21 protein-coding genes are annotated in these 23,411 nt (G+C 70.3%); 9 read left to right on the top strand and 12 right to left on the bottom strand.

Features of this window, described 5'->3' with window-relative positions:
- Positions 1–113 precede the first annotated feature (113 nt).
- On the bottom strand, positions 114–740 hold the full coding sequence (locus AB0J87_RS61490) for a LysE family translocator (protein ID WP_363984893.1): 627 nt from the start codon (positions 738–740) through the stop codon (positions 114–116).
- Between the two features lie 96 nt (positions 741–836).
- Here AB0J87_RS61490 and AB0J87_RS61485 point away from each other — a divergent pair, with 96 nt between their 5' ends.
- Positions 837–1,295 (top strand): Lrp/AsnC family transcriptional regulator, encoded by a 459-nt coding sequence (locus AB0J87_RS61485; RefSeq protein ID WP_363984891.1) that lies wholly within the window; start codon positions 837–839, stop codon positions 1,293–1,295.
- A gap of 14 nt (positions 1,296–1,309) precedes the next feature.
- Here AB0J87_RS61485 and AB0J87_RS61480 read toward each other — a convergent pair whose 3' ends face one another.
- Positions 1,310–1,561 (bottom strand): hypothetical protein, encoded by a 252-nt coding sequence (locus AB0J87_RS61480; protein WP_363984889.1) that lies wholly within the window; start codon positions 1,559–1,561, stop codon positions 1,310–1,312.
- Between the two features lie 116 nt (positions 1,562–1,677).
- Positions 1,678–2,175, bottom strand: a complete 498-nt coding sequence (locus tag AB0J87_RS61475) for a helix-turn-helix domain-containing protein (protein WP_363984887.1) — start codon at positions 2,173–2,175, stop codon at positions 1,678–1,680.
- 84 nt (positions 2,176–2,259) lie between these two features.
- On the opposite strand from AB0J87_RS61475, the gene AB0J87_RS61470 reads away from it, so the two are divergent.
- Entirely contained in the window at positions 2,260–2,844 is a 585-nt protein-coding gene (locus tag AB0J87_RS61470) for a dihydrofolate reductase family protein (RefSeq protein ID WP_363984885.1), read from the top strand.
- A 296-nt stretch (positions 2,845–3,140) separates the two neighbouring features.
- On the opposite strand, the gene AB0J87_RS61465 is transcribed toward AB0J87_RS61470, so the two are convergent.
- On the bottom strand, positions 3,141–4,610 hold the full coding sequence (locus tag AB0J87_RS61465; RefSeq protein ID WP_363984883.1) for a phosphodiester glycosidase family protein: 1,470 nt from the start codon (positions 4,608–4,610) through the stop codon (positions 3,141–3,143).
- 258 nt (positions 4,611–4,868) lie between these two features.
- On the opposite strand from AB0J87_RS61465, the gene trpS reads away from it, so the two are divergent.
- Positions 4,869–5,831, top strand: a complete 963-nt coding sequence (gene trpS, locus AB0J87_RS61460; protein WP_363984881.1) for a tryptophan--tRNA ligase — start codon at positions 4,869–4,871, stop codon at positions 5,829–5,831.
- A 42-nt stretch (positions 5,832–5,873) separates the two neighbouring features.
- On the opposite strand, the gene AB0J87_RS61455 is transcribed toward trpS, so the two are convergent.
- The 4 genes from AB0J87_RS61455 to AB0J87_RS61440 are packed head-to-tail and all read right to left on the bottom strand — an operon-like array spanning position 5,874 to position 10,958.
- Positions 5,874–6,911, bottom strand: a complete 1,038-nt coding sequence (locus AB0J87_RS61455; protein WP_363984879.1) for a methyltransferase — start codon at positions 6,909–6,911, stop codon at positions 5,874–5,876.
- Between the two features lie 27 nt (positions 6,912–6,938).
- Positions 6,939–8,558, bottom strand: coding sequence for a PucR family transcriptional regulator ligand-binding domain-containing protein (locus AB0J87_RS61450; protein ID WP_363984877.1), 1,620 nt, complete (start codon positions 8,556–8,558; stop codon positions 6,939–6,941).
- A gap of 57 nt (positions 8,559–8,615) precedes the next feature.
- Complete coding sequence (locus tag AB0J87_RS61445) at positions 8,616–10,244, bottom strand: AMP-binding protein (protein ID WP_363984875.1); 1,629 nt, start codon at positions 10,242–10,244, stop codon at positions 8,616–8,618.
- A 12-nt stretch (positions 10,245–10,256) separates the two neighbouring features.
- Positions 10,257–10,958, bottom strand: a complete 702-nt coding sequence (locus tag AB0J87_RS61440; RefSeq protein ID WP_363984873.1) for a TetR/AcrR family transcriptional regulator — start codon at positions 10,956–10,958, stop codon at positions 10,257–10,259.
- Between the two features lie 159 nt (positions 10,959–11,117).
- On the opposite strand from AB0J87_RS61440, the gene AB0J87_RS61435 reads away from it, so the two are divergent.
- The gene (locus tag AB0J87_RS61435) at positions 11,118–12,503 is read left to right on the top strand and encodes an MFS transporter (RefSeq protein WP_363984871.1); all 1,386 of its coding nucleotides are present in this window, start codon (positions 11,118–11,120) and stop codon (positions 12,501–12,503) included.
- Here AB0J87_RS61435 and AB0J87_RS61430 read toward each other — a convergent pair.
- Positions 12,500–13,198 carry an alternative oxidase gene (locus AB0J87_RS61430; RefSeq protein WP_350724376.1) on the bottom strand — a complete coding sequence of 233 codons (699 nt, stop codon included), beginning with the start codon at positions 13,196–13,198 and terminating at the stop codon, positions 12,500–12,502. The two genes, AB0J87_RS61435 and AB0J87_RS61430, sit on opposite strands and share 4 nt — an antisense overlap.
- 258 nt (positions 13,199–13,456) lie before the next feature.
- Between AB0J87_RS61430 and AB0J87_RS61425 the strand changes: the two genes are divergently transcribed.
- From AB0J87_RS61425 to AB0J87_RS61415, 3 genes are all read left to right on the top strand, one after another.
- Positions 13,457–14,737 carry an aspartate aminotransferase family protein gene (locus AB0J87_RS61425; protein WP_363984869.1) on the top strand — a complete coding sequence of 427 codons (1,281 nt, stop codon included), beginning with the start codon at positions 13,457–13,459 and terminating at the stop codon, positions 14,735–14,737.
- Positions 14,734–16,239: a CoA-acylating methylmalonate-semialdehyde dehydrogenase gene (locus tag AB0J87_RS61420; RefSeq protein ID WP_363984868.1), complete on the top strand. Its 1,506-nt coding sequence runs from the start codon at positions 14,734–14,736 to the stop codon at positions 16,237–16,239. Before AB0J87_RS61425 ends, AB0J87_RS61420 begins: the two co-directional genes overlap by 4 nt.
- 100 nt (positions 16,240–16,339) lie before the next feature.
- A complete protein-coding gene (locus AB0J87_RS61415) occupies positions 16,340–17,461 on the top strand; it encodes an extracellular solute-binding protein (protein ID WP_363984866.1) in 1,122 nt (373 codons plus the stop codon).
- Positions 17,462–17,584: 123 nt separating this feature from the next.
- Here AB0J87_RS61415 and AB0J87_RS61410 read toward each other — a convergent pair whose 3' ends face one another.
- Positions 17,585–17,785 (bottom strand): hypothetical protein, encoded by a 201-nt coding sequence (locus AB0J87_RS61410; protein WP_350724384.1) that lies wholly within the window; start codon positions 17,783–17,785, stop codon positions 17,585–17,587.
- 209 nt (positions 17,786–17,994) lie between these two features.
- Entirely contained in the window at positions 17,995–19,323 is a 1,329-nt protein-coding gene (gene gabT, locus AB0J87_RS61405; RefSeq protein WP_363984863.1) for a 4-aminobutyrate--2-oxoglutarate transaminase, read from the bottom strand.
- A 91-nt stretch (positions 19,324–19,414) separates the two neighbouring features.
- Between gabT and AB0J87_RS61400 the strand changes: the two genes are divergently transcribed.
- Positions 19,415–20,929 (top strand): PucR family transcriptional regulator, encoded by a 1,515-nt coding sequence (locus AB0J87_RS61400; protein WP_363984861.1) that lies wholly within the window; start codon positions 19,415–19,417, stop codon positions 20,927–20,929.
- Positions 20,930–20,933: 4 nt separating this feature from the next.
- Here the strand turns inward: AB0J87_RS61400 and AB0J87_RS61395 are convergent, their stop codons facing one another.
- The gene (locus AB0J87_RS61395) at positions 20,934–21,560 is read right to left on the bottom strand and encodes a TetR/AcrR family transcriptional regulator (RefSeq protein WP_357734809.1); all 627 of its coding nucleotides are present in this window, start codon (positions 21,558–21,560) and stop codon (positions 20,934–20,936) included.
- A gap of 295 nt (positions 21,561–21,855) precedes the next feature.
- On the opposite strand from AB0J87_RS61395, the gene AB0J87_RS61390 reads away from it, so the two are divergent.
- The gene (locus AB0J87_RS61390) at positions 21,856–23,283 is read left to right on the top strand and encodes an aldehyde dehydrogenase family protein (RefSeq protein WP_363984859.1); all 1,428 of its coding nucleotides are present in this window, start codon (positions 21,856–21,858) and stop codon (positions 23,281–23,283) included.
- Positions 23,284–23,411 lie beyond the last annotated feature (128 nt).

Here is a 23,411-nt window from a genome sequence, read left to right as displayed (position 1 = left end):
AGCTTCTCTGCGCCGATGGTACTGCACTCGGGAGGGTGTGGGAGAGTAGGTCGCCGCCGGACAATCTTTGAGGGGGTTCGACGCCTTGTGCGTCGAACCCCCTTTTTTTGTGTTCAATGGGTGCCTAGCGTGGCGGCCGCGACCACCAGGAGCATCGTGCCGGAGACGGCCGAGATCCGGCGGGCGGCCTTCGGGGTCCGGGTCAGGGCGTGGCTGGCCCGTGCCGTGGCCAGGGCGAGCAGGCCGTATAGGACGGCGCAGTTCGCGACATGGAGCAGGCCGAGTACGGCGAGTTGAAGGCCCAGAGGGACGCCTGTCTCCGTGGAGATGAACTGGGGCATCAGCGACAAGTAGAGCAGCACTCCCTTCGGGTTGAGCAAGGCCGTGAGCATGCTCTGTCGCAACACCCTGCCCGTGGGCTGCGGGGTCGCGCCCGGGACCGGGGTGGCGGGGTTCCTGAGCGACGCCAGGGTCTTGATCGCCAGGAAGACCAGATATGCAGCGCCGGCGTACCGCATCGCGGGCAATGCGGCGGGGACCGCGCGAAGTGCGGCGGCGAGGCCGGCGGCGGCCAGGACCGTGTGCACGGTGTAGCCCGAGCAGATCCCCGCCACCGCCGTGAGGCCGGTGCGGCGGCCCTGGCCGAGCGAGCGGGCCATGACGTAGAGCATGTCGGGGCCCGGCGTGCAGATCAGCAGCAGGTCCATGCCGAGGAAGAGCACCAGCAGCCGGGTTTCCATGAGAACCACCTCCTTGTGGGACGGTAGTCAAGGAGGGTTGGCACGCGATGGTCTGTTCGTGCTGCTTCGGGCGGCGGAGTGGCAGGATATTGCGCTGTGGACAGGATTGACCGCAGGATCCTCCAGGAGCTGCAGCGGGACGGGCGGCTGAGCAACACCGAGCTGGCTGACCGGGTCGGGCTCACACCGTCGCCGTGCCTGCGCCGGGTGCGGCAGTTGGAGGAGTCCGGCGTAATCCGCGGCTACCGGGCGCTGGTCGAAGGGGACGCGGTGGGCCGGGGGTTCCAGGCGTTCGCCACCGTGGTGATGAGGTATGAGGATCACGACACGGTGGCGGAGTTCGAGCGGCTGGTGGCGGGGATGCCGGAGGTGGTGGAGGCGCACCGGCTGTTCGGCGATCCGGACTTCCTGCTGCGGGTGGCGGTGGCGGATCTGGCGGCGTACGAGCGCTTCTACTCCGAGACCCTCTCCGGGCTGCCGGGGGTGGCGCAGGTGACGTCGCACCTTGCAATGAAGGCCGTGAAACCGGACATGGGTCTGCCGGTGGACGCTTAAGATCCGACCGCATGTCACGCGTCCACGCCCGCACGGCGCATATCGGTGGCTGCCCGGCGGATGCCAGCGCCTGCACGTTGCCCGTCCATGCCCGCACGTCGCGCGTTCACGTGCGCACGGCGCATGTTGGCGTCTGCGCGGCGGATGTCAGCGCCTGCACGTCGCGCCTCCACGTCCGCACAGCGGATGTCATTGCCCGCACGGCGAATGTCGACGCTTACCCAGCGCACGTCGACGCTCGCATAGCGCACGCCGATGCCGCGCATGGCGTCATGGTCGTTGCGCGGCTGTGTACCTCTCAAGCGACGGGCATGGCGTCGCGTCCGACTCCATGTAGGGCGTCAGAGCACGGCGGCGTTGTGTCTGATTCCCGTTCAAGGCGTCAGAGCGCGTCGGTGTAGGCCTTGGCGAGGCGTTCCATGACGCTTGGGCCGTTCCGTTCCGGCGGCGGGGCGCCGAGGTGGATGGTCCGGAGCTCGGCCATGAACTCGTTCCACAGCTCCGGTCCGCCGGCCGCGAGCAGCTCCGCTCGCACCCGCAGCCGCTTCGTGGTGGGGCGGTGGCGCAGCCCCCACTCGCCGAGCTGCGCGAAGGTCGGGACCAGCTGGATGGACGCCTCGGTCAGGCTGTAGGCGGCCCGCCGTCCGGGGCCCGCGTCCTCGCGGGTCAGCAGGCCCGCGTTCACCAGGCGCTTCAGCCGGTCGGCCAGGATGTTGGAGGCGATCCCCTCCTCGGAGCCGGCGAGCAACTCCCGGAAGTAGCGCCGGCTCCCGAACATCACGTCCCGCAGCACGAGCAGGCTCCAGCTGTCACCGAACGCCTCGACCGCGGCATTGATCGGACAACCAGAACGCGCCGACTCCGCCAACTCGCTCCTCACCTCCGAACTGGTTGCAATCTACCACCAGGTGGCCTAGCGTGAGATTACCGGTTGCAAATCGCAATCAGATGCAGGAGGCAACGAATGAGCGACACCGAGCCGCAGACCGCGGGCGGAAAGGTGCTCTGGCACTTCACGATGTCGCTGGACGGGTTCGTGGCGGGGCCGAACCATGAGATGGGCTGGATGGCCGGGACCTCGTTCCGGCCGGACCTGGTCGATGAGTACGTCGAGACCACGGGCGCCGTGCTGGGCGGTCGAGACGGCTGGGACCATTACCCGGATCCCAGCGGCATCTACGGTGGCGCCTGGAAGGGGCCGCTCTTCGTGCTCACCCATCACCCGGAGGACGCGACGCCCACCGACGGAGTCACGTTCCTGAGCTGCGAGCCGGCCGAGGCGGTGCGGATCGCTCTGGAGGCGGCCGGGGGCAAGAACCTCGAGGTGTTCTCGCCGACCATCGGCCGTCAGCTGCTTGAACTGGGGCTGATCGACGAGATCGACCTGCACATCGCGCCGGTCCTGCTGGGTGAGGGCATCCGGCTGTACGACAACCCCGGTGCCGAGCCGATTCGCCTCCACCGGCTCGGTGAAGCCGACCCCGCGTCGGTCGTGAACGTCCGCTACCGGCCCGCCGCAACGGCGAAGACGAGCTCGCCTCGGCCGTGAACGTGCGCTGCCGGCCAGACGCAACGGCGAAGGCCCTCGAGCAGGTGGGCGCGGCCGTGCCTCATCGGTGGAGGTGATCTCGCGTCGGGTCGTGAAGGTCCGTTTCCGGCCCGCTGCAGCGGCGAAGGTGCCCACGTGGGCGGGCGCGGCCGTGCCTCGCCGGTGGAGGTGACGTCGCGTCGGGTCGTGAACGTGCGTTATCGGCCGGCCGCAGCGGCGAAGGTGCCCGGGTAGGTGGGGTGCAGCCGTGCACCAGGGGCTGGTGGCACGGCTGCGGTCCGTTCGGGCCTGGTGTGTTACTTGGGCAGGACCAGGAGGGCGTCGCCGACGCCGCGCTCCACGCCGTCCGAGGGCCGGTTGATCAGCTTGTTGCCGACCACCATGGCCGTCGAGCCGCCCCCGTCCAGGTTGATGGCCTGCGTGGCACCCAGCCACCGCATGAACTGGGCGGCCTCGAGGAAGTTCGCCCCCACGGTCACGCCCGGGTTTCGGCCGTCGATGGTGGCGATGATGAGGCTGCCGTTCCTCGTGGTGCCGAGGAGGGTGCGCGGGTGGCGGCGCAGGATCATGTTGACGGAGTCGTGGCCGTCCTGCTTGGCGGTGATCTTCACCTTGCCGTTCCGCACGAGGCCGACGCTGCCCGCGATCACGTTGAGGTCCGGGGTCAGCGCGAGCGCCTTGTCGGTACGCAGGTCCACGACCTTGGTGTCGACCTTGACCGTCCAGTCCTGGAAGGCGTGCTCGTTGAGCCAGTCGGCGGCCAGGCCGTTGCCGTGCAGCACCCGCGTCCCGGCGGCCACCGCGGTGCCCGACTCGCGCAGGCCGACGACCTTGCCGTTGGCGTCGAGGACGGCGTCGGTCCCGCCGGCGGGCGTCTTGGCGCCCCACTCCTCGGTGTACAGCACCAGCTCGTCCGTCGTGACGGCCCGGTTGACGCCGTTGACCTCGGTCTTCTGGCCGTCCTGGGAGGTGGCGGTGACGGTGGTCTTCAGCTCGGTGATCTTGGCAGTACGACCCTTGAGCACGACGGCCGAGCGGCCGGGGACGGCCTCGCTGAGCAGCTTGCCCTTGACCACGGACGCGCCGACGGGCTCGCCGCGCAGGGCCTTGTCGGTGTGGATGTTGAAGAAGCCGCCGTTGACGCCGACCAGCGCGTTCTGGGCCTTGGCCATCGACGAGACGGTCTCCCGCTTGGCCACGCTGGTGCCGAGCGAGGCCGCGAACGAGCCGCCGAACGCCCCGGCGTCGATCATCACGACCTTGACGTCCCAGGGACCGGTGGTCTTGAGCCCGTCGTCGCCGAGGTAGTCGACCTTGACCTTCAGCCCCGCTTCCTTGAGCTTCTTGGCGGTCTCCTCGGCCTTCTTCTTGTCGTCGAGGGACCAGAGGCCGACCCGGACCATGTACACGGTCTGGGAGGCGGCGTCGGCGACGCTCGGCCGTACCACCTTCTGCACGCTGGGGGTCTCGCCGGCGGCCTCCACTTCGGCGGCCTTGGCGTCGGCGGTCGTCTGCATTCCGTAGTCGCGGCCGCTCGGCATCAACACGGTCACCGTGTAGCCGTCGGTCGCCGAGCCGGCCTTCACGTCGTACATGTCGATGCCCTGCGCGACGGCGGTCATCGTCTTGGTCGGCACGGGCCTGCTGCCCAGCGGGAACTTGGCCGACGGGAACCGCACCGACGCCTGCTCCGCCGCGGCGGGCAGGGTGGTGAGGGAGAGCGCGGCGGCTATGGCCAGGCCACCGGCGAGGGTGCGTCGAGACATGAATTCTCCAGAGGGCGGAAAAGGGACCGCACCATACTGGCGAGATCATGGTCGCCGGGGCAGGCGAACACGCGAAACGGTAAAAGAGGTTACGAGATTGACACCGCAAACGGATACACTTCGCGTATGACACGCATCAGCATGTGGTGGCGGCCGACAGACGGCCGCTGATTTCCTCATGCACGGGCCGTCTTCGAGACGGCCCTCCAAGCGTGCGGTCCTCTCCGAGACGGCGTGACCTGAAAGAGAGAGACCGAAATGAACGACGTCGTACTCACCGGTGACCGTCCGACCGGATCGCTGCATCTGGGCCATTACTTCGGCTCGCTGGCCAACCGCGTCGCGTTGCAGGACAAGTTCCCGATGTACGTGCTGATCGCCGACTACCAGGTGATCACCGATCGCGATCTACCCGGCGCGATCCAACGCAACATCACCGAGCTGCTGCTCGACTATCTGGCGGTGGGCATCGACCCGGCCAAGGTGACGATCTTCCAGCACAGCGCCGTCCCCGAGCTGAACCAGCTGCTGCTGCCCTTCCTGAGCCTGGTGTCGGTCTCCGAGCTGCACCGCAACCCCACGGTCAAGGACGAGATCGCGCACAGCTCGCAGCGGGCGGTCAGCGGCCTGATGTTCACCTATCCGGTGCACCAGGCGGCCGACATCCTGTTCTGCAAGGGCACGCTGGTGCCCGTGGGCAAGGACCAGCTCCCGCACGTGGAGGTGACGCGGCTGGTGGCGCGCCGCTTCAACGAGCGCTACGGCGAGGTGTTCCCGGAGCCCGAGGCCATGATGGGCGAACGGCCGATGCTGCAGGGGCTCGACGGCGGCAAGATGAGCAAGAGCCGCGGCAACGCCATCGCCCTGTCGGCCACCGAGGACGAGACGGCCGCCCTCATCCGCAAGGCCCGCACCGACTCCGAGCGGCTGATCACCTTCGACGAGACGCACCGGCCCGAGGTGGCGAACCTCCTCACCCTGGCCGGCCTCTGCCTCGGCCGCTCGCCGCAGGACATCGCGGAGGAGATCGGGGACGGGGGCGCGTCCGCGCTCAAGAGGCTGGCCACCGAGGCGGTCAACGAGTTCCTGCGGCCGATCAGGAAGCGCCGCGCCGAGCACACCGAGGAGGAGGTGCGGCAGATCCTGACCGCGGGGAACGCGGCGGCGAGAGAGCGGGCGATCATGACACTGGACGAGGTACGGGCGGCGATGGGCTTCTAGCGGGGTTCGCGGCGGCGGGCGGTGGCGGGTGGCGGCGGGTGCTCAGCGCGGCCGGTGGGTGGGGAGTGAGGCCAGGGCCAGTTCGGTGGGGACGGAGCGGAGGGGGCGGCGGTGCCGGGGTGCGCGGAAGCCCGCCGCCCGCAGCAGCTCCGACATCTCCCGGAAGCCGCGCACCCTGCCGCCGGCCGTGACCAGGTAGTTCAGGTCCAGCAGGTGCAGCAGGGCGCGGCTGGCCCGGCCGGGCATGACGCTGTCCCCGAACTGGTCGCCCACCACGACCATCCCGCCCGGGTTGAGGGCCGCGGCCACCCGCCCCAGGAGAGTGGCGGCCTGCGCGTCCTCCAGCCCGTGCACGACGTTGAACAGCAGCGCGATGTCGTACCCGTCACCCAGGTCGCCGTCCAGGAACGACCCGGCACGCACGCTCAGCCGGGGATGGGCGGCGGTGGCCTGGAGCGCCTGCGGCAGGTCCAGCACGGTGGCGTGGAGCCGGGGGTGCCGCCGCAGCAGCTCCAGGCTGAACCGGCCGTGGCCGCCGCCGACGTCCAGGACCCGGCGGGCGGCGCGCGGCACCGGGACGGCCCTGGCCATCGCCGGAGCCTGCCGTCCGGCCAGCGCCGCCGTCCACGCCTGGAACGACCGGGACAGCTCGGGATCGCCTTCCAGCAGCTCGTAGAAGGGCGTGGCGGGCGCCCCGTCGCGCACCGCCTTCTCCAACCGGGGCCAGATGACGCACGCCGTACGTTCCCAGAACTCCAGCCCCGCCACCAGGGACTGTGGCGAGTCCGTCGTGAACCACAGTCGTGAGGCGCGGGTCAGGCGGTAGCGGCCGCCGCGGACCCGCAGGTAGCCGAGCCCGGCCAGGGAGCGTAACAGCATGTCCGAGGAGCGGGCGTCCAGGCCGAGCGTGGCGGCGAGCTCGGCGCCGGTGGACGGCCGCTCGCGCAGGGCGTCGAAGACGCCCGTCCTGGCCGCCGCGACGAGCGCGTGCAGGCCCAGGACGCCGAAGTAGTCGAGCATCGGAGGCACGATCGACAGCCGGTGCGCCGCGGCCTCCACGGCGTTGAAGAAGAGGGGCACGAATGCGACGCTAGGCGCCCGGGGCGGTCAGCGGGGTTCGCGGCGGAAGGACTCCAGGGCCAGGAGCGCGACGTGGAGTGACATGCAGGACTCGACGTCGTCCAGATCGGTGTCGAGGACGCGTTCGAGGCGGCGCAGGCGGTCGTAGAAGGCGGGCCTGGACAGGTGGGCCTTCTGCGCGGCGACCGCTTTGTTGCGCCCCGCGTCGAGGTAGATGCGCAGGATCCGGGTCAGGTCGCCGCCCCGCTGGGCGTCGTGCGCCAGCAGCGGCCCCAGCTCCCGCTCCGCGAACGTCTGCAGCCGGGCGTCGTCGCGCAGCAGGTGCAGCAGCCCCCGCAGGCGCAGGTCGGGCAGCCGGTAGAAGGCGCGCCCGTCCGGCTGGCGGACGGCCACGTCTGCCACCTGCTCGGCCTCCAGGAAGCTGCGCCGTACGTCCCTGATGGACTCCACGACCGAGCCCGCCGCCAGCACGAACGCGAGCCCGCCCGGCCGCCACAGCACGCGCAGCCGCTCGGCGAGCGCGGTCAGCGCGGGCTCGGCCTGCGTGCGGGGCGGGAGGGGCAGCAGGACCCCGACGCGTTCCTGGTCGAGGGCGCCGACGAGGGCGGGCAGGCGGGCGTCGCGGCAGGCGGCGGCGGTGGCCTCGGCCAGCTCGCCGAGCTGGGCCTGGCCGTCGAGTGCCTGATCGGCCGGCTCGGTGGGCCTGATGACCACGCTGATCAGCTTGCGTCCCGTGAGGGGCACGCCGACGGCCCTGGCGCGGGCGGCGGCCTCGTCGGGGTCGGCGTAGGCGTGGGTCAGGATGCCGGTGATGATCGTGCCGTGCGCCTGGCGTTCGAGGGACTCCTGGTGGCGTTCGAGCAGGCGGCCCAGGGCGAGCGTGGTGGCGGCGCGCTCGGCCAGCACCATGTCGCGCGGCGTCGGCGCCGAGTCGCAGATCAGGATCAGCCGGCCCCAGTCCTGCCCGCGCGCCCCCACCGTGGTGACCACCCATCCGGACGCGGCGTCGTACGCGGTCCGCTCGGCCGGGGCCACGCCCCTGGACCTGGCCTCCCAGCCGGCCAGCAGCGCGCCCGCGTCGCGCCCGGCGGACTCGCAGGCCAGCACCTGGTGGGCGAGGTTCTCCAGCAGCACGGGCCGGTTGGACAGCCTGGCCACCTGCGCCAGCACCTCGGCGGGCGAGGCGCCCTCGACCGACAGCTCGGTGAAGACCTCGTGGAGCTGCTCGGAGGCCCGCAACTCCTCCAGCTGGATGTCGATGATCCGCGCGTGCACGGACTCGGTGATCTGCACGAACGGCGTCTCGCGGGCCAGCACGATGAGCGGCAGCCCGTGCTCCTCGGCCTTCTTGACCACGGCGGGCGGCAGCTCCTTGACGAACCTGCGGCCCAGCTCGACGATCAACCCCGAGGCGCCCACGGAGGCGAGGTCGCCGATGTAGTCGGCGAGCTTCTCCGGGTCTTCGGGCAGCGCCACGCCCGTGGTGAGCACCAGCTCGCCGCCGCGCAGCAGGTGGGCGAGGTCGGCGATCTCGCCGACGTGCACCCACCGGACCCTGGTGTCGAGCCGGTCGGCGCCCGCGACCACGCGCGGGCTGCCCCGGCGTACGGTCTCCAGTGCGAGGACATCGGCGATGGTGGGCAACACGGGGCAGAGCCTAGCCGATCGTTCTGTAAGAACGGCCATGCTCCCATTTACGCTTTGTCACGCGCTGAGGTCCTCCTCCCGGTACTCCTGGCGAGGTTCCCGCACCCGCAGCTCGACCCGGCGGATCTTGCCGGAGATCGTCTTGGGCAGCTCGGCGAATTCCAGCCGTCGCACCCGCTTGTAGGGGGCCAGTTCTCTGCGGCAGTGCTCGAAGATCGAGCGTGCGGTCGCCTCGTCCGGCTCGAACCCGGGCGCGAGCGTGACATAGGCCTTCGGTACGGCCAGGCGTACCGGATCGGGGGCGGGCACCACGGCGGCCTCGGCCACGGCGGCGTGCTCCAGCAGCACGCTCTCCAGCTCGAACGGCGAGATGCGGTAGTCGGAGGCCTTGAAGACGTCGTCGGTCCGGCCGACGTAGGTGATGTAGCCGTCCTCGTCGCGGGTGGCGACGTCGCCGGTGTGGTAGAAACCACCGCGCATCGCATCACTCAGCCCACCGACATATCCGGACATGAGGCCCATGGGGCGGCGGGCGTCCAGCGGCAGGCAGATCTCGCCGTCGTCCCCGGGCCTGCCGCTGACGGGGTCGATCAGCACGACGTCGTAGCCGGGCAGCGGACGTCCCATCGATCCGGGCTTGACCGGCTCGTCCGGCGCGTTCCCGATCTGCGCGGTGGTCTCGGTCTGGCCGTAGCCGTCCCGGATCGTGATGCCCCACGCCTTGGCGACCTGGTCGATGATCTCCGGGTTGAGCGGTTCGCCGGCGGCCACGGCCGTGCGCAGCGGCACCCGCCACCCGGCGAGATCCTCCTGGATGAGCATCCGCCACACCGTCGGCGGCGCGCAGAACGTGGTGACCCGCTCGTCCCGCAGCACCTCCAGCAGCGCGGGCGCGGAGAAGCGGTGGTAGTCGTGGATCAGCACGCTGGCGCCCGCGTTCCAGGGGGCGAAGACGTTGCTCCAGGCGTGCTTGGCCCATCCGGGCGAGGAGACGTTGAGGTGCACGTCGCCCGGCTTCAGCCCGATCCAGAACATCGTCGACAGGTGCCCGGCCGGATAGGACGCGTGCGTGTGCTCGACCAGCTTCGGCTGCGAGGTCGTGCCGGAGGTGAAGTAGAGCAGCAGCGTGTCGTCGGCCCGCGTCGGCGCGTCGGGGACGAAGAGCGGGTCCTCCTCGTACGCCTCGTGGTACGGCAGCCAGTTGTAGGCGTCGCCGACGGCGATCTTCGTGTATTCGCCGGCCCCGAACTTGCCCGCGTCGGCGGCGTTGGCGATCACATGGGCGACGCCGCCCCTGACGATGCGCTCCGAGATGTCCTTGGCGGTCAGCAGCGTCGTTGCCGGGATGATGACCGCGCCCAGCTTCATCGCGGCCAGCAGCGACTCCCACAGCTCGGCCTGGTTGCCCAGCATGAGCAGGACCCGGTCGCCCCGGCGCACGCCCTGGCGGTGCAGCCAGTTGGCGACCTGGCCGGAGCGGGCGGACAGCTCGGCGAACGTGTAGCGGGCGGTGCTCGCTCCCACGATCTTGAGAGCGACGGCGTCGGGGGTCTCGGCGGCCAGCACCCCGTCGAACCAGTCGAGCGCCCAGTTGAACTCCTCGAGCTCCGGCCAGCGGAAGTCGCGGCGGGCGGTGGCGGCGTCGGCGTCGAGGAGGAAATCGCGGGCGGCACGGAAATCGCTCATGCCGGGATCCTGCTACGTCGGCAGCCGCCGCTCAAGGCCGTCGAGCACCGACATGAGCCCGAAGTCGAAGGCCACCTGGCGGAGGGTCTGGGGATCGTCGTAGGCGGTCATGTCCATGCGCTCCAGCATGTCCGGATAGTCCTTGACCGCCCTGGTGACCATCTCCTTCATCTCGGCGGGGTCGTACTCGTGCTCGCCCATGGCGGAGTTCCAGGCGACCTCGGGGATGGTCATGCCGTAGATGTAGGCGGTGAGCGTGCTGCCGGCGTAGTCGACGTCCATCCCCGCGAACCCGGCCAGCTTGAACATCCGGCGCATCCGGTCGGCGACCTGGATGGCGTTGGGGCCGAGCGCGGGCATGCGGCCGAGGAGGTCGGCCGACCACGGGTGGCGCAGGATCACGGAGCGCATGCTGTAGGCCAAGGCCGAGGCCGCGTCGCGCCAGCCGACGTCCTCCGGCTCGGGCATGCTCATCTCGCCCCACACCTGGTCGTAGACCAGCTCCAGGAGCTCGTCCTTGTGGGCGACGTACCAATAGATGCTGGTGGCGCCCGCGCTCAGCTTGGCGCCCAGCTTGCGCATGCTGAGCCCGTCGAGGCCCTCCGCGTCGAGGATCTCGATCGCGGCGCGGACGATCTCGTCACGGCTGCGCCCCGGGCTCGCGGTCTTGCGCGGCTCGCGAAGCCATACGGAGGCGAACTGCTTGCCGGTCATCCTCCAAGGATAAATCCACTCGCACACTGTACGAGGGTTGTCGTAATCCGCTTCGCGTTATTGCGATGGACTGCTGTACGCAGTCCATCGTACGCTGTGCGAGTGGACTCGAACACTGTACGAGACCCCCGCCGCTGGTGGATTCTCGTCGTACTCTGCTTGGCGCTTCTGGTGCTTGTCGTCGACAACACCGTTCTCAACCTCGCCATCCCCTCGCTGAACGAGGAAATGGGCGCGACGCCGTCGGACATCCAATGGATCATCGACGCGTACGTGCTGGCCTACGCCGGTCTGCTGCTCACCTCGGGCAGCCTGTCCGACAAGTACGGCCGCCGCCTGTTCCTGATCGTCGGCCTGGCCTTCTTCGGCGGCGCGTCGCTGCTGGCCGTGCTCGTCACCGAGCCCTGGCAGCTCATCGCCGCTCGCGCGCTGATGGGCATCGGCGGATCGCTGGTCATGCCCTCGACGCTGTCGATCCTGATGACCGTCTTCGACGAGACGGAGCGGCGCAAGGCGATGGCCTCCTGGAGCGCGGTGGCCCTGGTCGGCATGGTGTCGGGCCCCACCCTGGGCGGCCTCATGCTGCAGCACTACTGGTGGGGCTCGGTCTTCCTGGTGAACATCCCCATCGCGGCGATCGCCATCGTGGCGGCAGTCGTGCTCATGCCCGAGAGCCGCAGCAGCGGGCGGAAGATCGACCCGGTGGGCGTGGTGCTGTCGACGGTCGGCCTGACGGCGGCCGTGTACGTCATCATCGAGCGCGAGTGGAACGTGATCGGCATCGCGATCGCGGTCCTCGCCCTCGGCGGCTTCGTGGTCTGGGAGCGCAAGCAGGCGCAGCCGATGCTGCCCCTGCACCTGTTCGCCAACCGCAACTTCAGCGGCGCGTCGTTCTCGATCCTGCTCATGGCCTTCGGCGCGGGCGCCGTGATGCTCATGCTGACCCAGTACCTGCAGTTCGTGCTGGGCTACAAGGAGATGCAGGCCGGTCTGGCCATGCTCCCCTACGGCGTGGCCGCCGCGATCTTCAACGGCGTGGGCGCCGGCCTGGGCAAGAAGGCCAGCAACCGGGTGCTGATCGGGACCGGCCTGCTGGTGATGGCCGGCGGGTTCGTCGTCATGGCCACGACCACCGGATACCTCCCGCTCCTGACCGGGCTGGTGATCATGGGCATCGGCGGCGGGCTGGCCGGGCCGTCCGCGTACTCCTCGCTCATGAGCGCCATCCCCATGGAGCACGCCGGCGTCGGGTCGGCGCTCAACGACACCGTCCAGCAGGTCGGCATGGCGATGAGCATCGCGGTCCTGGGCAGCGTGCTGGCCGGGCAGTACACCTCGCAGATGCCGGCCGGCCTGCCCGCCGCCGCCAGGGAGTCGATCGGCGGCGCGCATCTGTCGGGCTTCGCCGAGGCCGGCAACCAGGCGTTCACGTCGGCCATGCACCTGGGCTCGTGGGTCGGGGCCGCGTTCTGCGTGGCCGCCGCGCTGCTCGCCGTGGGCGTGCTGCGCCCGGCCGCGGCAGCCCCGGAACCAGTGAAGGTTTAGCGGACACGGGGCTCGCGCATGCTCTCCAGGCTGTCGAGCTTGTGGGTGCGCTCGTCGTGGCCGATCTGCCGGAGCAGGTCGGCCACCGAGCGGTAGCGGCCGTACTCGGCGGCGTACGTGCCGGGGTCGGGCACGAAGTCCAGCTCAGGGTTCTCGGCCACGAACGTCATGTACTCGTGCTCGGCGTGGTCCTCGAACTCCGCGTTCAGCCGGTAGCTCCAGTCCGGCCTGACCAGGAACAGCACCCAGGACACGTGGTAGTAGAAGAACGCGATCAGCCAGGGGGCGGCCCGGTGCAGCAGCCAGGTCTGCCGCTGGCCGGTGCGCTGCACCAGGTCCTGCAGGATCAGCAGGTGCCACTGCTCGTTGTCCTGGTCGGCGCGAGCCTCCACGATCCGCTCGAAGATCCGTCTGGCCAGGGCCGAGCGGCCCCGATGGTGGTGCACGGCCCAGTAGCCCATCCGCTCCCACGCCTGGTACGGCACCCGGGCGATGATCTCCAGCATGGCGAACTTCGTGTACGAGCCCTGCTTGCCGTACATGATGTCCACGGGCTTGAACATCATCTTGGCCAGCAGGCTGTACTTCATGCGCGGGGTGTCCAGCGTGTCCTGCTGGGCCCGGCGGAGCTGCTCGCGGTCGAGCTTGGGCGGGCCGGCGGGCGCTTCGGGGCGGTGGTCGACGGTGACGGTCATCTCGATGTCTCCTTCGTTCTCGGGATGATCCGATGGTGGCCGACTCCTGTGGCCCCGGTCGTCGCCCGCCAGTGGTCATTCGCGGTGCCTCCGGCGGCGTAGTGGCCGCGTGCCGCGTACATCGCCAGGCGGACGGGACATCCCCTAAGGGGCGGCTCTTGGGGAAGTCCAGGTAGTTTGCAGGGTGTAAGTGGATTTTTCCCTCCCCCGACACGTTGTAGCGCGGGGCCGGGGAGAAGAAAAGGGATACTCGGTAACATGTCGGAGCTACTCGCGCGCCATCGGGCAGTCATGCCCAACTGGCTGGCCCTCAACTACAACGACCCCATCGAGATCGTCAGCGGCAAGGGCAACCGTGTCATCGACGCAGACGGCAAGAGCTACCTGGACTTCTTCGCCGGAATCCTGACCAACATGATCGGGTACGACGTGCCCGAGGTGCGCGAGGCCGTCGAGCGCCAGATCGCCACCGGCGTGGTGCACACCAGCACCGTCTACCTGCTGCGCGGCCAGATCGAGCTGGCCGAGAAGATCGCGCGGGTCTCCGGCATCCCCGACGCCAAGGTCTTCTTCACCAACTCCGGCACCGAGGCCAACGAGACCGCCCTGCTTCTGGCCACGTACGCGCGCAAGACCGACCAGGTGCTCGCCATGCGGCAGAGCTACCACGGGCGCAGCTTCGGCACGATCGGCGTCACCTCCAACCGCTCCTGGAAGAACAACTCGCTCTCCCCGCTCAACGTGACCTTCCTGCACGGCGCCGACCGGCATCTCGCGCAGTTCAAGGGCATGTCGGACGCCGACTACATCCAGGCGTGCGTGGACGACCTGCGCCACGTGCTGGCCACCGCGGTCTCCAACGACGTGGCGGCGCTGATCGCCGAGCCGATCCAGGGTGTGGGCGGGTTCACGATGGCCCCCGACGGGCTGTTCGCCGCGTACAAGGAGGTCCTGGACGAGCAGGGCATCCTGTTCATCTCGGACGAGGTGCAGACCGGCTGGGGCCGTACGGGCAGCTCGTTCTTCGGCATCGGCAACCACGGCGTGACCCCCGACATGATGACCTTCGCCAAGGGTCTGGGCAACGGCTTCGCCGTCGGCGGCATCGTGGCGCGCGGCGACCTGATGGACGCCCCGCACGCCGTGGGCCTGGCCACGTTCGGCGGCAACCCGATCTCCATGGCCGCCGCCAACGCCACCCTCGACTACGTGCTCGACCGCGACCTGCAGGCCAACGCCGCACGTACGGGGGAGATCATCATCGGCGGCCTCAAGGAGGCCGCCAAGCGCCTGCCCGTGGTCAGGAGCGTGCGCGGCAAGGGCCTGATGTTCGCCGTCGAGCTGGAGAGCCCCGCCCAGGCCGCCCGCTTCATGGAGGAGACCAAGAAGGCGGGCCTGCTGGCGGGCAAGGGCGGCCTGTACGGGACCGCCATCCGCATGGCCCCGCCGCTGACCCTTACGGTGGACGAGGCCGTCGAGGGTCTCGGCATCATCGTGACCGCTCTGGAAACCATCAACGCAGAGGCAGCAGCTCAGTGAAGTCCGTCAAGCACTGGATCAACGGAGCGCTAGTGGACGGGGACTCCCGCGCCGCCGAGCTCTTCAACCCCGCGACCGGGGAGGTCAGCGGCCACGTGGCGCTGGCCTCCGCGGCCGATGTGGACGCGGCCGTGGCCGCCGCCGTCGCGGCCTTCCCCGCCTGGCGGGACGCGTCGCTGGTCAAGCGGGCGCAGGTGCTGTTCCGCTTCCGCGAGCTCATGTACGCGCACCGCGACGAGCTGGCCGCGCTGATCTCCGCCGAGCACGGCAAGGTCCACTCCGACGCGCTCGGCGAGGTGGCCCGCGGCCTGGAGGTCGTGGAGTTCGCCTGCGGGATCCCCCACCTGCTCAAGGGCGGCTTCTCCGAGGGCGTCTCGACCAGGGTCGACTCCTACTCGATCCGCCAGCCGCTGGGCGTCGTGGCCGGCATCACGCCGTTCAACTTCCCGGCCATGGTGCCGATGTGGATGTACCCGGTCGCGATCGCCTGCGGGAACGCCTTCGTGCTCAAGCCGTCGGAGAAGGACCCGTCGGCCTCGCTGCTCATGGCGCGGCTCTGGAAGGAGGCCGGGCTGCCCGACGGCGTCTTCAACGTCGTGCAGGGCGACAAGGTCGCCGTGGACCGGCTGCTGGAGCACCCCGACGTGCGCGCCGTGTCGTTCGTCGGCTCCACCCCGATCGCCAGGTACGTCTACGAGACCGGCACCGCGCACGGCAAGCGCGTGCAGGCCCTCGGCGGCGCCAAGAACCACATGCTCGTGCTCCCGGACGCCGACCTCGACCTGGTGGCGGACTCGGCGGTGTCGGCGGGGTTCGGCTCGGCGGGGGAGCGGTGCATGGCGATCTCCGTCGTGCTGGCCGTGGACCCGATCGGCGACGAGCTCGTCCAGAAGATCGTCGAGCGGGTGGACCAGCTGGTGATCGGCCCCGGCGACGACCCGAAGTCCCAGATGGGGCCGCTCGTCACCGAGGTGCACCGCGACAAGGTCGCCTCCTACCTCGACCTCGGCGTCGAGGAGGGCGCGAAGCTGGTCGTGGACGGCCGCGAGTCGGCCGTGCTCGGCGGCGGCAAGGCCGCGGAGACGCCCGGCTTCTGGCTCGGCCCGACCGTGCTGGACCACGTCCGGCCGGGCTCGCAGACGCACACGGACGAGATCTTCGGGCCGGTCCTGTCGATCGTGCGGGTGTCCTCGTACGAGGAGGGCCTGGAGATCATCAACGGCGGCCTGTACGGCAACGGCACCGCGATCTTCACCAACGACGGCGGCGCGGCCAGGCGCTTCCAGAACGAGGTCGAGGTCGGCATGGTCGGCATCAACGTGCCCATCCCGGTGCCGATGGCCTTCTACAGCTTCGGCGGCTGGAAGTCCTCGCTCTTCGGCGACACCCACGTGCACGGTACCGAGGGCGTGCACTTCTACACCCGCGGCAAGGTCGTCACCTCGCGCTGGCTCGACCCCTCGCACGGCGGCGTGAACCTCGGCTTCCCCACGAACAAGTAGGCGTGCCACGCCCGGGGCGGGCGGGACGAGCGTCCCTCCCGCCCCACTCCCCGGTAAGCTCCAGCACACGGACCCAGCACATGGGGACAGGGGGGACATCGTGAATCGTCGTCGTCGTGGTTATGCCCTGGCGCTCGCCGCGTCGGCGCTGATCGCCGGCATGGGCGCGGCCCGTCCGACCCCCACCCCCACGCGTACTCCCAGCTCCAGCCCCACCCCCACGCCGAGCGCGACGCAGAGCGACGGCACGCTCCAGATCCTCACCTACCGCGGTTACGCCGAGTACGGCGGCACCAGCCCCAAGGTCAACTGGGTCGGCAACTTCGAGAAGGAGACCGGCTGCCGGATCGCCAAGCTCGACACCGTGCAGAGCGCGAAGGAGATGGAGGACTTCTCCCGCCAGCGGGCGTACGACATCATCTCCGCCGGGCCCGTGCTGGCCGCCAAGCTGATCGAGGACAAGCAGGCGCAGCCCATCGACCCGGCCAAGGTGAGCGGCTACGACGACATCGACAAGCGCTTCCGCGACATGTCCACCGTGTCCGGCAAGGTGTACGGGGTCCCGTACCTGTGGGGCTATCACGAGTTCATCTACGACTCGACCAAGGTCAAGGGCGATCTCCAGCAGGCGTTCGCCTCCGATCGGGTGGCGCTCAAGGACAGCCCGCTGACGATCGCCGACGCCGCGCTGGCCGACGGCTCGGCGAAGGACCCGTACGAGCTGACCAAGGACCAGCTCGACCGCGCGGTGGGGCTGCTCGAGCAGGGCAAGGCGCGCACGTACTGGGGCAGCCCGATCGACCTGGTGCAGGGGTTCGCGACCGGGTCGCTCGACTACGCCCAGGCCACCCCGTACTACCGCCTGCTCCTGCAGAAGGCCGGGAAGCCGGTCAAGGCGCTCCAGACGCCCGAGACGACCGGGTGGGTGGACTCCTGGATGCTCGGCGCGAACGTCCCCGACTCCACCTGCGCCTACCGGTGGCTCAACTGGGTGACCGCGGCGAACGCGCAGCGCGACGCCGCCGCCTGGGTGGGGTTGGCCCCGGCCAACGCCAAGGCGTGCAAGGGGCGGGCCAAGCCGATGTGCGACCTGTACGGGAGAGGCAAGAAGCTCGACCGGGTCGCTTTCGCCGTACGGCCGCCCGGGGATTGCCGGGCGGAAGATGGGGAATGTACGGATTATCTCACTTGGCTGGATAGGTGGCAGAAGCTCGCCAAATGAGGCGGGCGGCCGATCCCCCTGTGACAGTGCCGCGGGCGCGCCCGTTCCCCCCTGGGCGCGGCCTGCTAGGGACGCCCCGGGCCTTCCCCCCCGTCCCGGGGCGTCTCGTCAGAGCGCGCTCGCTCAGCGGGACGGGAAGGCCACCACGGTCGACTTGGGTGTGGGCAGAAGGGCCTCGGCGCAGTCGCCACAGGCCAGGACCGACGAGTCGTCGGGCAGGCGCCCCACGCGCACGCGGGGTCGCGGCCATCTCTTGTGACAGACGACGCAGGCGTCGCCCTCGCGCTGGGCCCAGGTCAGGCCTTCAGGGTCGAACGTCAACATACTCCGCGCCGTTCTGGTCGGACTCCAGCTCATCATGCTTCCTGCAGTCATCGCCCATCCGTATACCGGAACCGTTATAACCCTGACCGTGGCCGTGAGTGTCCTGCTGAGCGTCAAGTCAGGGTGAATTCTCTACCCGAGTGACGCCACTTACACCACAAAATCGGACATCCAGCCGCAAGCCGGATGCCCGATTGATGGGGTTTGTTCTAGAGTTCCGCGATCGCCTTCTCCAGGATTCCGAGGCCCTCCTCAAGAAGGTGCTCGGGGATGACGAGCGGGGGCAGGAAGCGCAGGACGTTCCCGTACGTGCCCGCGGTCAGGACCAGCAGGCCCTCGGCGTGGCAGCGCTTGACGACCTCCTGGACGGCGGTGGGGTTCGGCTCCTTGGTGCCCGGCTCGACCAGCTCGATCGCGATCATCGCGCCCCGGCCGCGGACGTCGCCGATCACGTCGAAGCGGTCCTGCAGGGCCTTGAGGCGGGGGATCATGATCTCGCCGATCCGGCGGGCCTTCGCGACGAGGTCCTCCTCCTCGATGGTCTCCAGCACGCCGAGCGCGGCCTCGCAGGCCAGGGGGTTGCCGCCGTACGTGCCGCCGAGGCCGCCGGCATGCACCTTGTCCATGATCTCCGCGCGCCCGGTCACGGCGGCCAGCGGCAGGCCGCCCGCGATGCCCTTGGCCGTGGTGATGATGTCCGGTACGACGCCCTCGTCCTCGCAGGCGAACAGGTCGCCCGTCCTGGCGAAGCCGGTCTGCACCTCGTCGGCCACGAACACGATGCCGTTGGCCTTGCAGAACTCCGCGATGCGCGGCAGGAAGCCCCTGGCCGGCTCGATGAACCCGCCCTCGCCCGCGATCGGCTCGATCACCACGGCGGCCACGTTGCCCGGGCCGATCTGCTTGGTGATCATGTCGATAGCCTGCGCCGCGGCCTCCTCGGCGCAGTTCTCGGGGCCGGTGGGCCAGCGGTACGGGTACGCCAGCGGCACCCGGTACACCTCGGGCGCGAAGGGGCCGAAGCCGTGCTTGTACGGCATGTTCTTGGCCGTCAGCGTCATCGTGAGCAGCGTGCGGCCGTGGTAGCCGTGGTCGAACACGACGACGGCCTGCCTGCCCGTCGCGTGCCTGGCGATCTTTACCGCGTTCTCCACGGCCTCGGCGCCCGAGTTCACCAGGAACGTGCGCTTCTCGTGCTCACCCGGGGTCAGCTCGTTGAGCCTCTCGCACACCCGGACGTACGACTCGTACGGGGTCACCATGAAACAGGTATGGGTGAAGTCGGCGACCTGCTTCTGGACGCGTTCGACGACCTTGGGCGCGGCGTTGCCCACGTTGGTCACGGCGATGCCGGAACCGAAGTCGATCAGCGAGTTCCCGTCGGCGTCCTGCACCACGCCGCCGCCGGCGCGGGTGACGAAGACCGGCAGCGTGGTGCCGATGCCGGGCGGGACGGCGGCCTGCTTGCGGGCCAGCAATTCCTGCGACTTGGGGCCTGGGATCGCGGTCACGACGCGCCGCTCCTGGGGAATGCTCATGATTCGACGCTACGGCGGGCTCCCACCTGCGCCGATACGTCGATATGTCACACTGAAGGTGGTCGTCTTTGCCGGAATGGACAAATTTCGCATGCCACCTACGCTCCGGACCGTCGTACGCCGCATGAGGCTCCGGCCGGTGGCCGGAATTCCCGGCCATGGGGCCCGCGGCGTGCTGGACGCCGCGGTGCGCTGGGTGGCGGTCAGCGAGCTCGCGGACCCGACGCCGTACCTGGAGGGCGGGGAACTCCTCCTCACCACGGGCATGCGGATGGAAGGCGACCAGTCCCAGTATGTCGCCCGCCTCGTGGCCCGCGGCGTCGCCGGGCTGGGCTTCGGGGTCGGCGTCTCGCACGAGGAGGTGCCCCCGGCCCTGGTGACCGCCGCCGAGGAGGCGGGGCTGCCGCTGTTCGAGGTGCCGCGCGAGACCCCGTTCATCGCGATCGGCAAGGGGGTCAGCGAGCTGCTGGCGGCCGAGCAGTACGACGAGATCAGCCGCGCCTTCGCCGCCCAGGGTCGCCTGACGCGGGCGGCGCTCCGGCCGGAGGGCATGCACGCGGTGATCGACCGGCTCGCCAAGGAGGTCGGGGGGTGGGCCGCGCTGCTGGACGAGGCGGGCGAGGTCCGCCATGCCACGCGCGGGGCCGACACGGACGCCGTCGTCTCCGAGCTCTCCCGCCTCCGCACCGCCACCCGCCCCCCTGAGCCCCGCCTCCCGGAGCCCGGCGGTGGTGGGCTGCTGCCCGCGAGCCTGGCGTTGTCGGGGCCGGGGGAGCACATCGTGGTGCAGCCGCTGGGCGGCGGTGCGCGGCCGCGCGGCTTCTTCGCCGTCGGGGCCGGCCGGCCCTTCTCGCCCGTCACCCACACGGTGATCAACGCCGCGGGGTCCCTGCTCACCTTGGCGCTGGAGCAGGGCAGGACCCAGCTGGAGGCCGCGCGGCGGGCCCGCTCCGCCGTACTGGAGCTGCTGCTGTCGGGCGCGGGGGAGCAGGCGCGGGCGGTGCTGGGGCCGCTCGGCGGGCGGCTCCCTGAGGAGCCGCTGGCGGTGCTGGCGGCGGGCGCCGACGCGCTGGAGGCGCTGGAGCCGCTCGCGTTCGCGGCGCTGCTCGCCTCCTCGGGGGAGCATCCGCTGGCCGTCGCCCTCGTGCCCGACACCGTGGCGGAGAAGGTGGCGCTGGAGGCGGACGCGCCGGTGGGCGTGAGCCTGCCGTGCGGTTACGCCCCCGAGGGCCTGAACGGCGCGCTGGACCAGGCGAGGCGCGCCCTGGCGGCGGCACCGGGGAAGGGGCTCGGCCGGGTGGTGAAGTTCGGGGAGCTGGCCGGGCAGGGGCTGCTCGGGCTGCTCGACCGGGCCGCCGCCCAGGCGTTCGCCGCCGCGCTGCTGGCCCCGCTCACCGCGTACGGGTCCCGGGCCGACCTGGTCGAGTCGCTACGCGCGTACCTCGACAGCAACGGCCACTGGGACGCGGCGGCGCAGCGGCTCGGCGTGCACCGCCACACCCTGCGTTACCGCATGAAACGTGTCACCGAGCTGCTGGGCCGTGACCTCGACGATCCGGGCGTGCGCGCCGAGCTGTGGCTCGCGCTCGAAGCCGTCCGCCGATGACGCGCTAATCCTGCTTCTCCACCCGGTAGCAGCAGATGGTCGCCGTCGTCACCGCTTCGTACGTGCGCCCGTCGCGCAGGTGACCGGCGCGTTCCAAGCTGATGGCCCCCTGGGCCGCCGCCCACAGCGCGTCCGCGATCTTGCGGGGCTGGGTCGGGACCAGGTAGCCGGCGGAGATGCAGTCGGCGATCACCCGGTCGAGGATGTTCAGGGCGGCGCGGGCCAGGGTCCTGGCGCGCTCGCTGGGTTCGAAACCGGGGATCGCCCGCTCGAACATCAGGCTGTAGTAACCGGGCTCCGACAGGCACGCCTGGCGGTACGCGGGCCCGAGCGCGCTCAGGTGCTCGAACGGGTTGCGCCGCGTCGGCACCGCCTCCAGAAAGCGTCGAAACCGCTCGAACCCCTCCAGGTAGAGCGCCTCCGCCAACCCTTCCCTGTTGCCGAACATCGTGTAGATGACGGTCGTCGTGCATCCCGCCTCGGCCGCGATCCGGCGCATGGTCAGGCTCTCCGGCCCGTCGCTCTCGAGGAGGTTCACCGCCACGTCGAGGAGACGGGAGCGAAGTTCGTCGTGGGTGGCGCGCTCACCCAGCAGGTAGGCGCCTTGCAGCCCCAGCGGGGCCGAACTCATGAGGCCTCCTTTGCAGCCAAGGAGCAGCTATGCGTCCTTGTGACCTCACGCTGTTCGGTCACGGGGCCCACGCCTTTCTCAGATCGGGGGCCCGCCGCGCTGGAGACCCGCAAACGATGACTTAGCCATGGCGGAGATCGCTCAAACCACTCCGCATGGTAAACATCCCGAATTGGGTCTACTTCTGTTACATCATGGGTATACCAGGGAGCTTGTACTTAACGGTGAGCCCTGGTGGGAGTCTTGTGCACCATGGTGTAAATCCCCATCTCCAGCTTGGCATAACGTCATGTGTATGGACGTGCGTACCTTCTGGCTGGCCGGCCGCGCCGCGACCGGGGACTCCGAGCTCACTGTGACCAACCCCGATGACGGCCGCGTGGTCGGGCGGCACTCCGTACCGACAGATGCCCAGGTCGAAGAGGCCATCGCGACCGCGCACGCGGTGGCGCGGGAGGCCGCCGCGCTGCCCGTGCACGTGCGGGCCGAGGCGCTGGCCCACGTGTCGCGCCGGCTCGCCGAGCGGGCCGACGAGATCGCCCACCTGATCACGGCCGAGAACGGCAAGCCGATCTTCTGGGCGCGCGGCGAGGTCAACCGCGCCGTCGCCACGTTCCGGTTCGCCGCCGAGGAGGCCCGCCGCTGGTCCGGCGACGTGCAGCGGCTCGACACCGAGCCCGCCGCTGCCGGGCGGCTGGCGTACGTCTCGCGCGTCCCTTACGGGCCCGTCCTGGCGATCACCCCGTTCAACTTCCCGCTGAACCTGGTCGCCCACAAGGTCGCCCCCGCCATCGCCGTCGGCGCCCCCGTCATCGTCAAGCCCGCCCCCGCCACGCCGCTCTCCTCGCTCGTGCTCGGCGAGATCCTGGCGGAGACGGACCTGCCCGCGGGGATGTTCTCGGTGCTGCCGATCGAGAACGAGCGCGCCTCCGCGCTCGTCCAGGACCCCCGGCTCCCCGTGGTGTCGTTCACGGGCTCCGCGCCCGTCGGGTACGCCATCGCCGACCAGGTACCGCGCAAGCACGTGACGCTCGAACTCGGTGGCAACGCCGCCGCCGTCGTGCTGTCCGACGCCGATCTCGACTGGGCCGCGCAGCGCATCGCCCTCTTCTCCAACTACCAGGCCGGCCAGAGCTGCATCGCCGTGCAGCGGGTCATCGTCGAGCAGCCCGTGTACGACGCCTTCGTCGAGCGCCTCCTCCCGGCCGTCTCCGGCCTCGTCACCGGTGACCCGGCGGACGAGAAGACCCAGGTGGGCCCGCTGGTCTCGGAGGCCGCCGCGAAGCGCGTGGAGCAGTGGGTCGAGGAGGCCGTCGCCGCGGGCGCCCGCGTCCTGGCCGGCGGCACCCGCGAGGGCGCCACGATCGCCCCGACCGTGCTCGCCGACGTCCCGCACGACGCCAAGGTGGCGTGCGAGGAGGTCTTCGGCCCCGTCATGATCCTCCAGCGCGCCGCCTCGATCGACGAGGCCTACGCGATGGTCAACGACTCGAAGTACGGCCTGCAGGCCGGGGTGTTCACCCGCTCCCTGGACGCCGCCTTCCGGGCGAACCGGGAGCTGGAGGTGGGCGGCGTGATCATCGGCGACGTCCCCTCGTACCGGGCCGACCAGATGCCGTACGGCGGGGTGAAGGACTCGGGGATCGGACGCGAGGGTCTCCACTCGGCGATGGAGGACCTCACGTACGAGAAGGTCATGGTGCTCACGGGCCTGACCCTCTAGCGCGGGCGGCGGCTGTGACTCGGCGGGTCGTCTGCCCGGAGCGTCGGGATGGGCGGCTCTCGGGGGTGTGACGGAGCGGTTGCGCGCGGCGAGGCGTTGCGCTGGCCGCTGGCGTCGACGGCTGCCCC

It is taken from the genome of Nonomuraea sp. NPDC049625 (assembly GCF_040675285.1).
GTDB lineage: Bacteria > Actinomycetota > Actinomycetes > Streptosporangiales > Streptosporangiaceae > Nonomuraea > Nonomuraea angiospora_A.
This window is presented reverse-complemented; position numbering and strand designations above follow the sequence as displayed.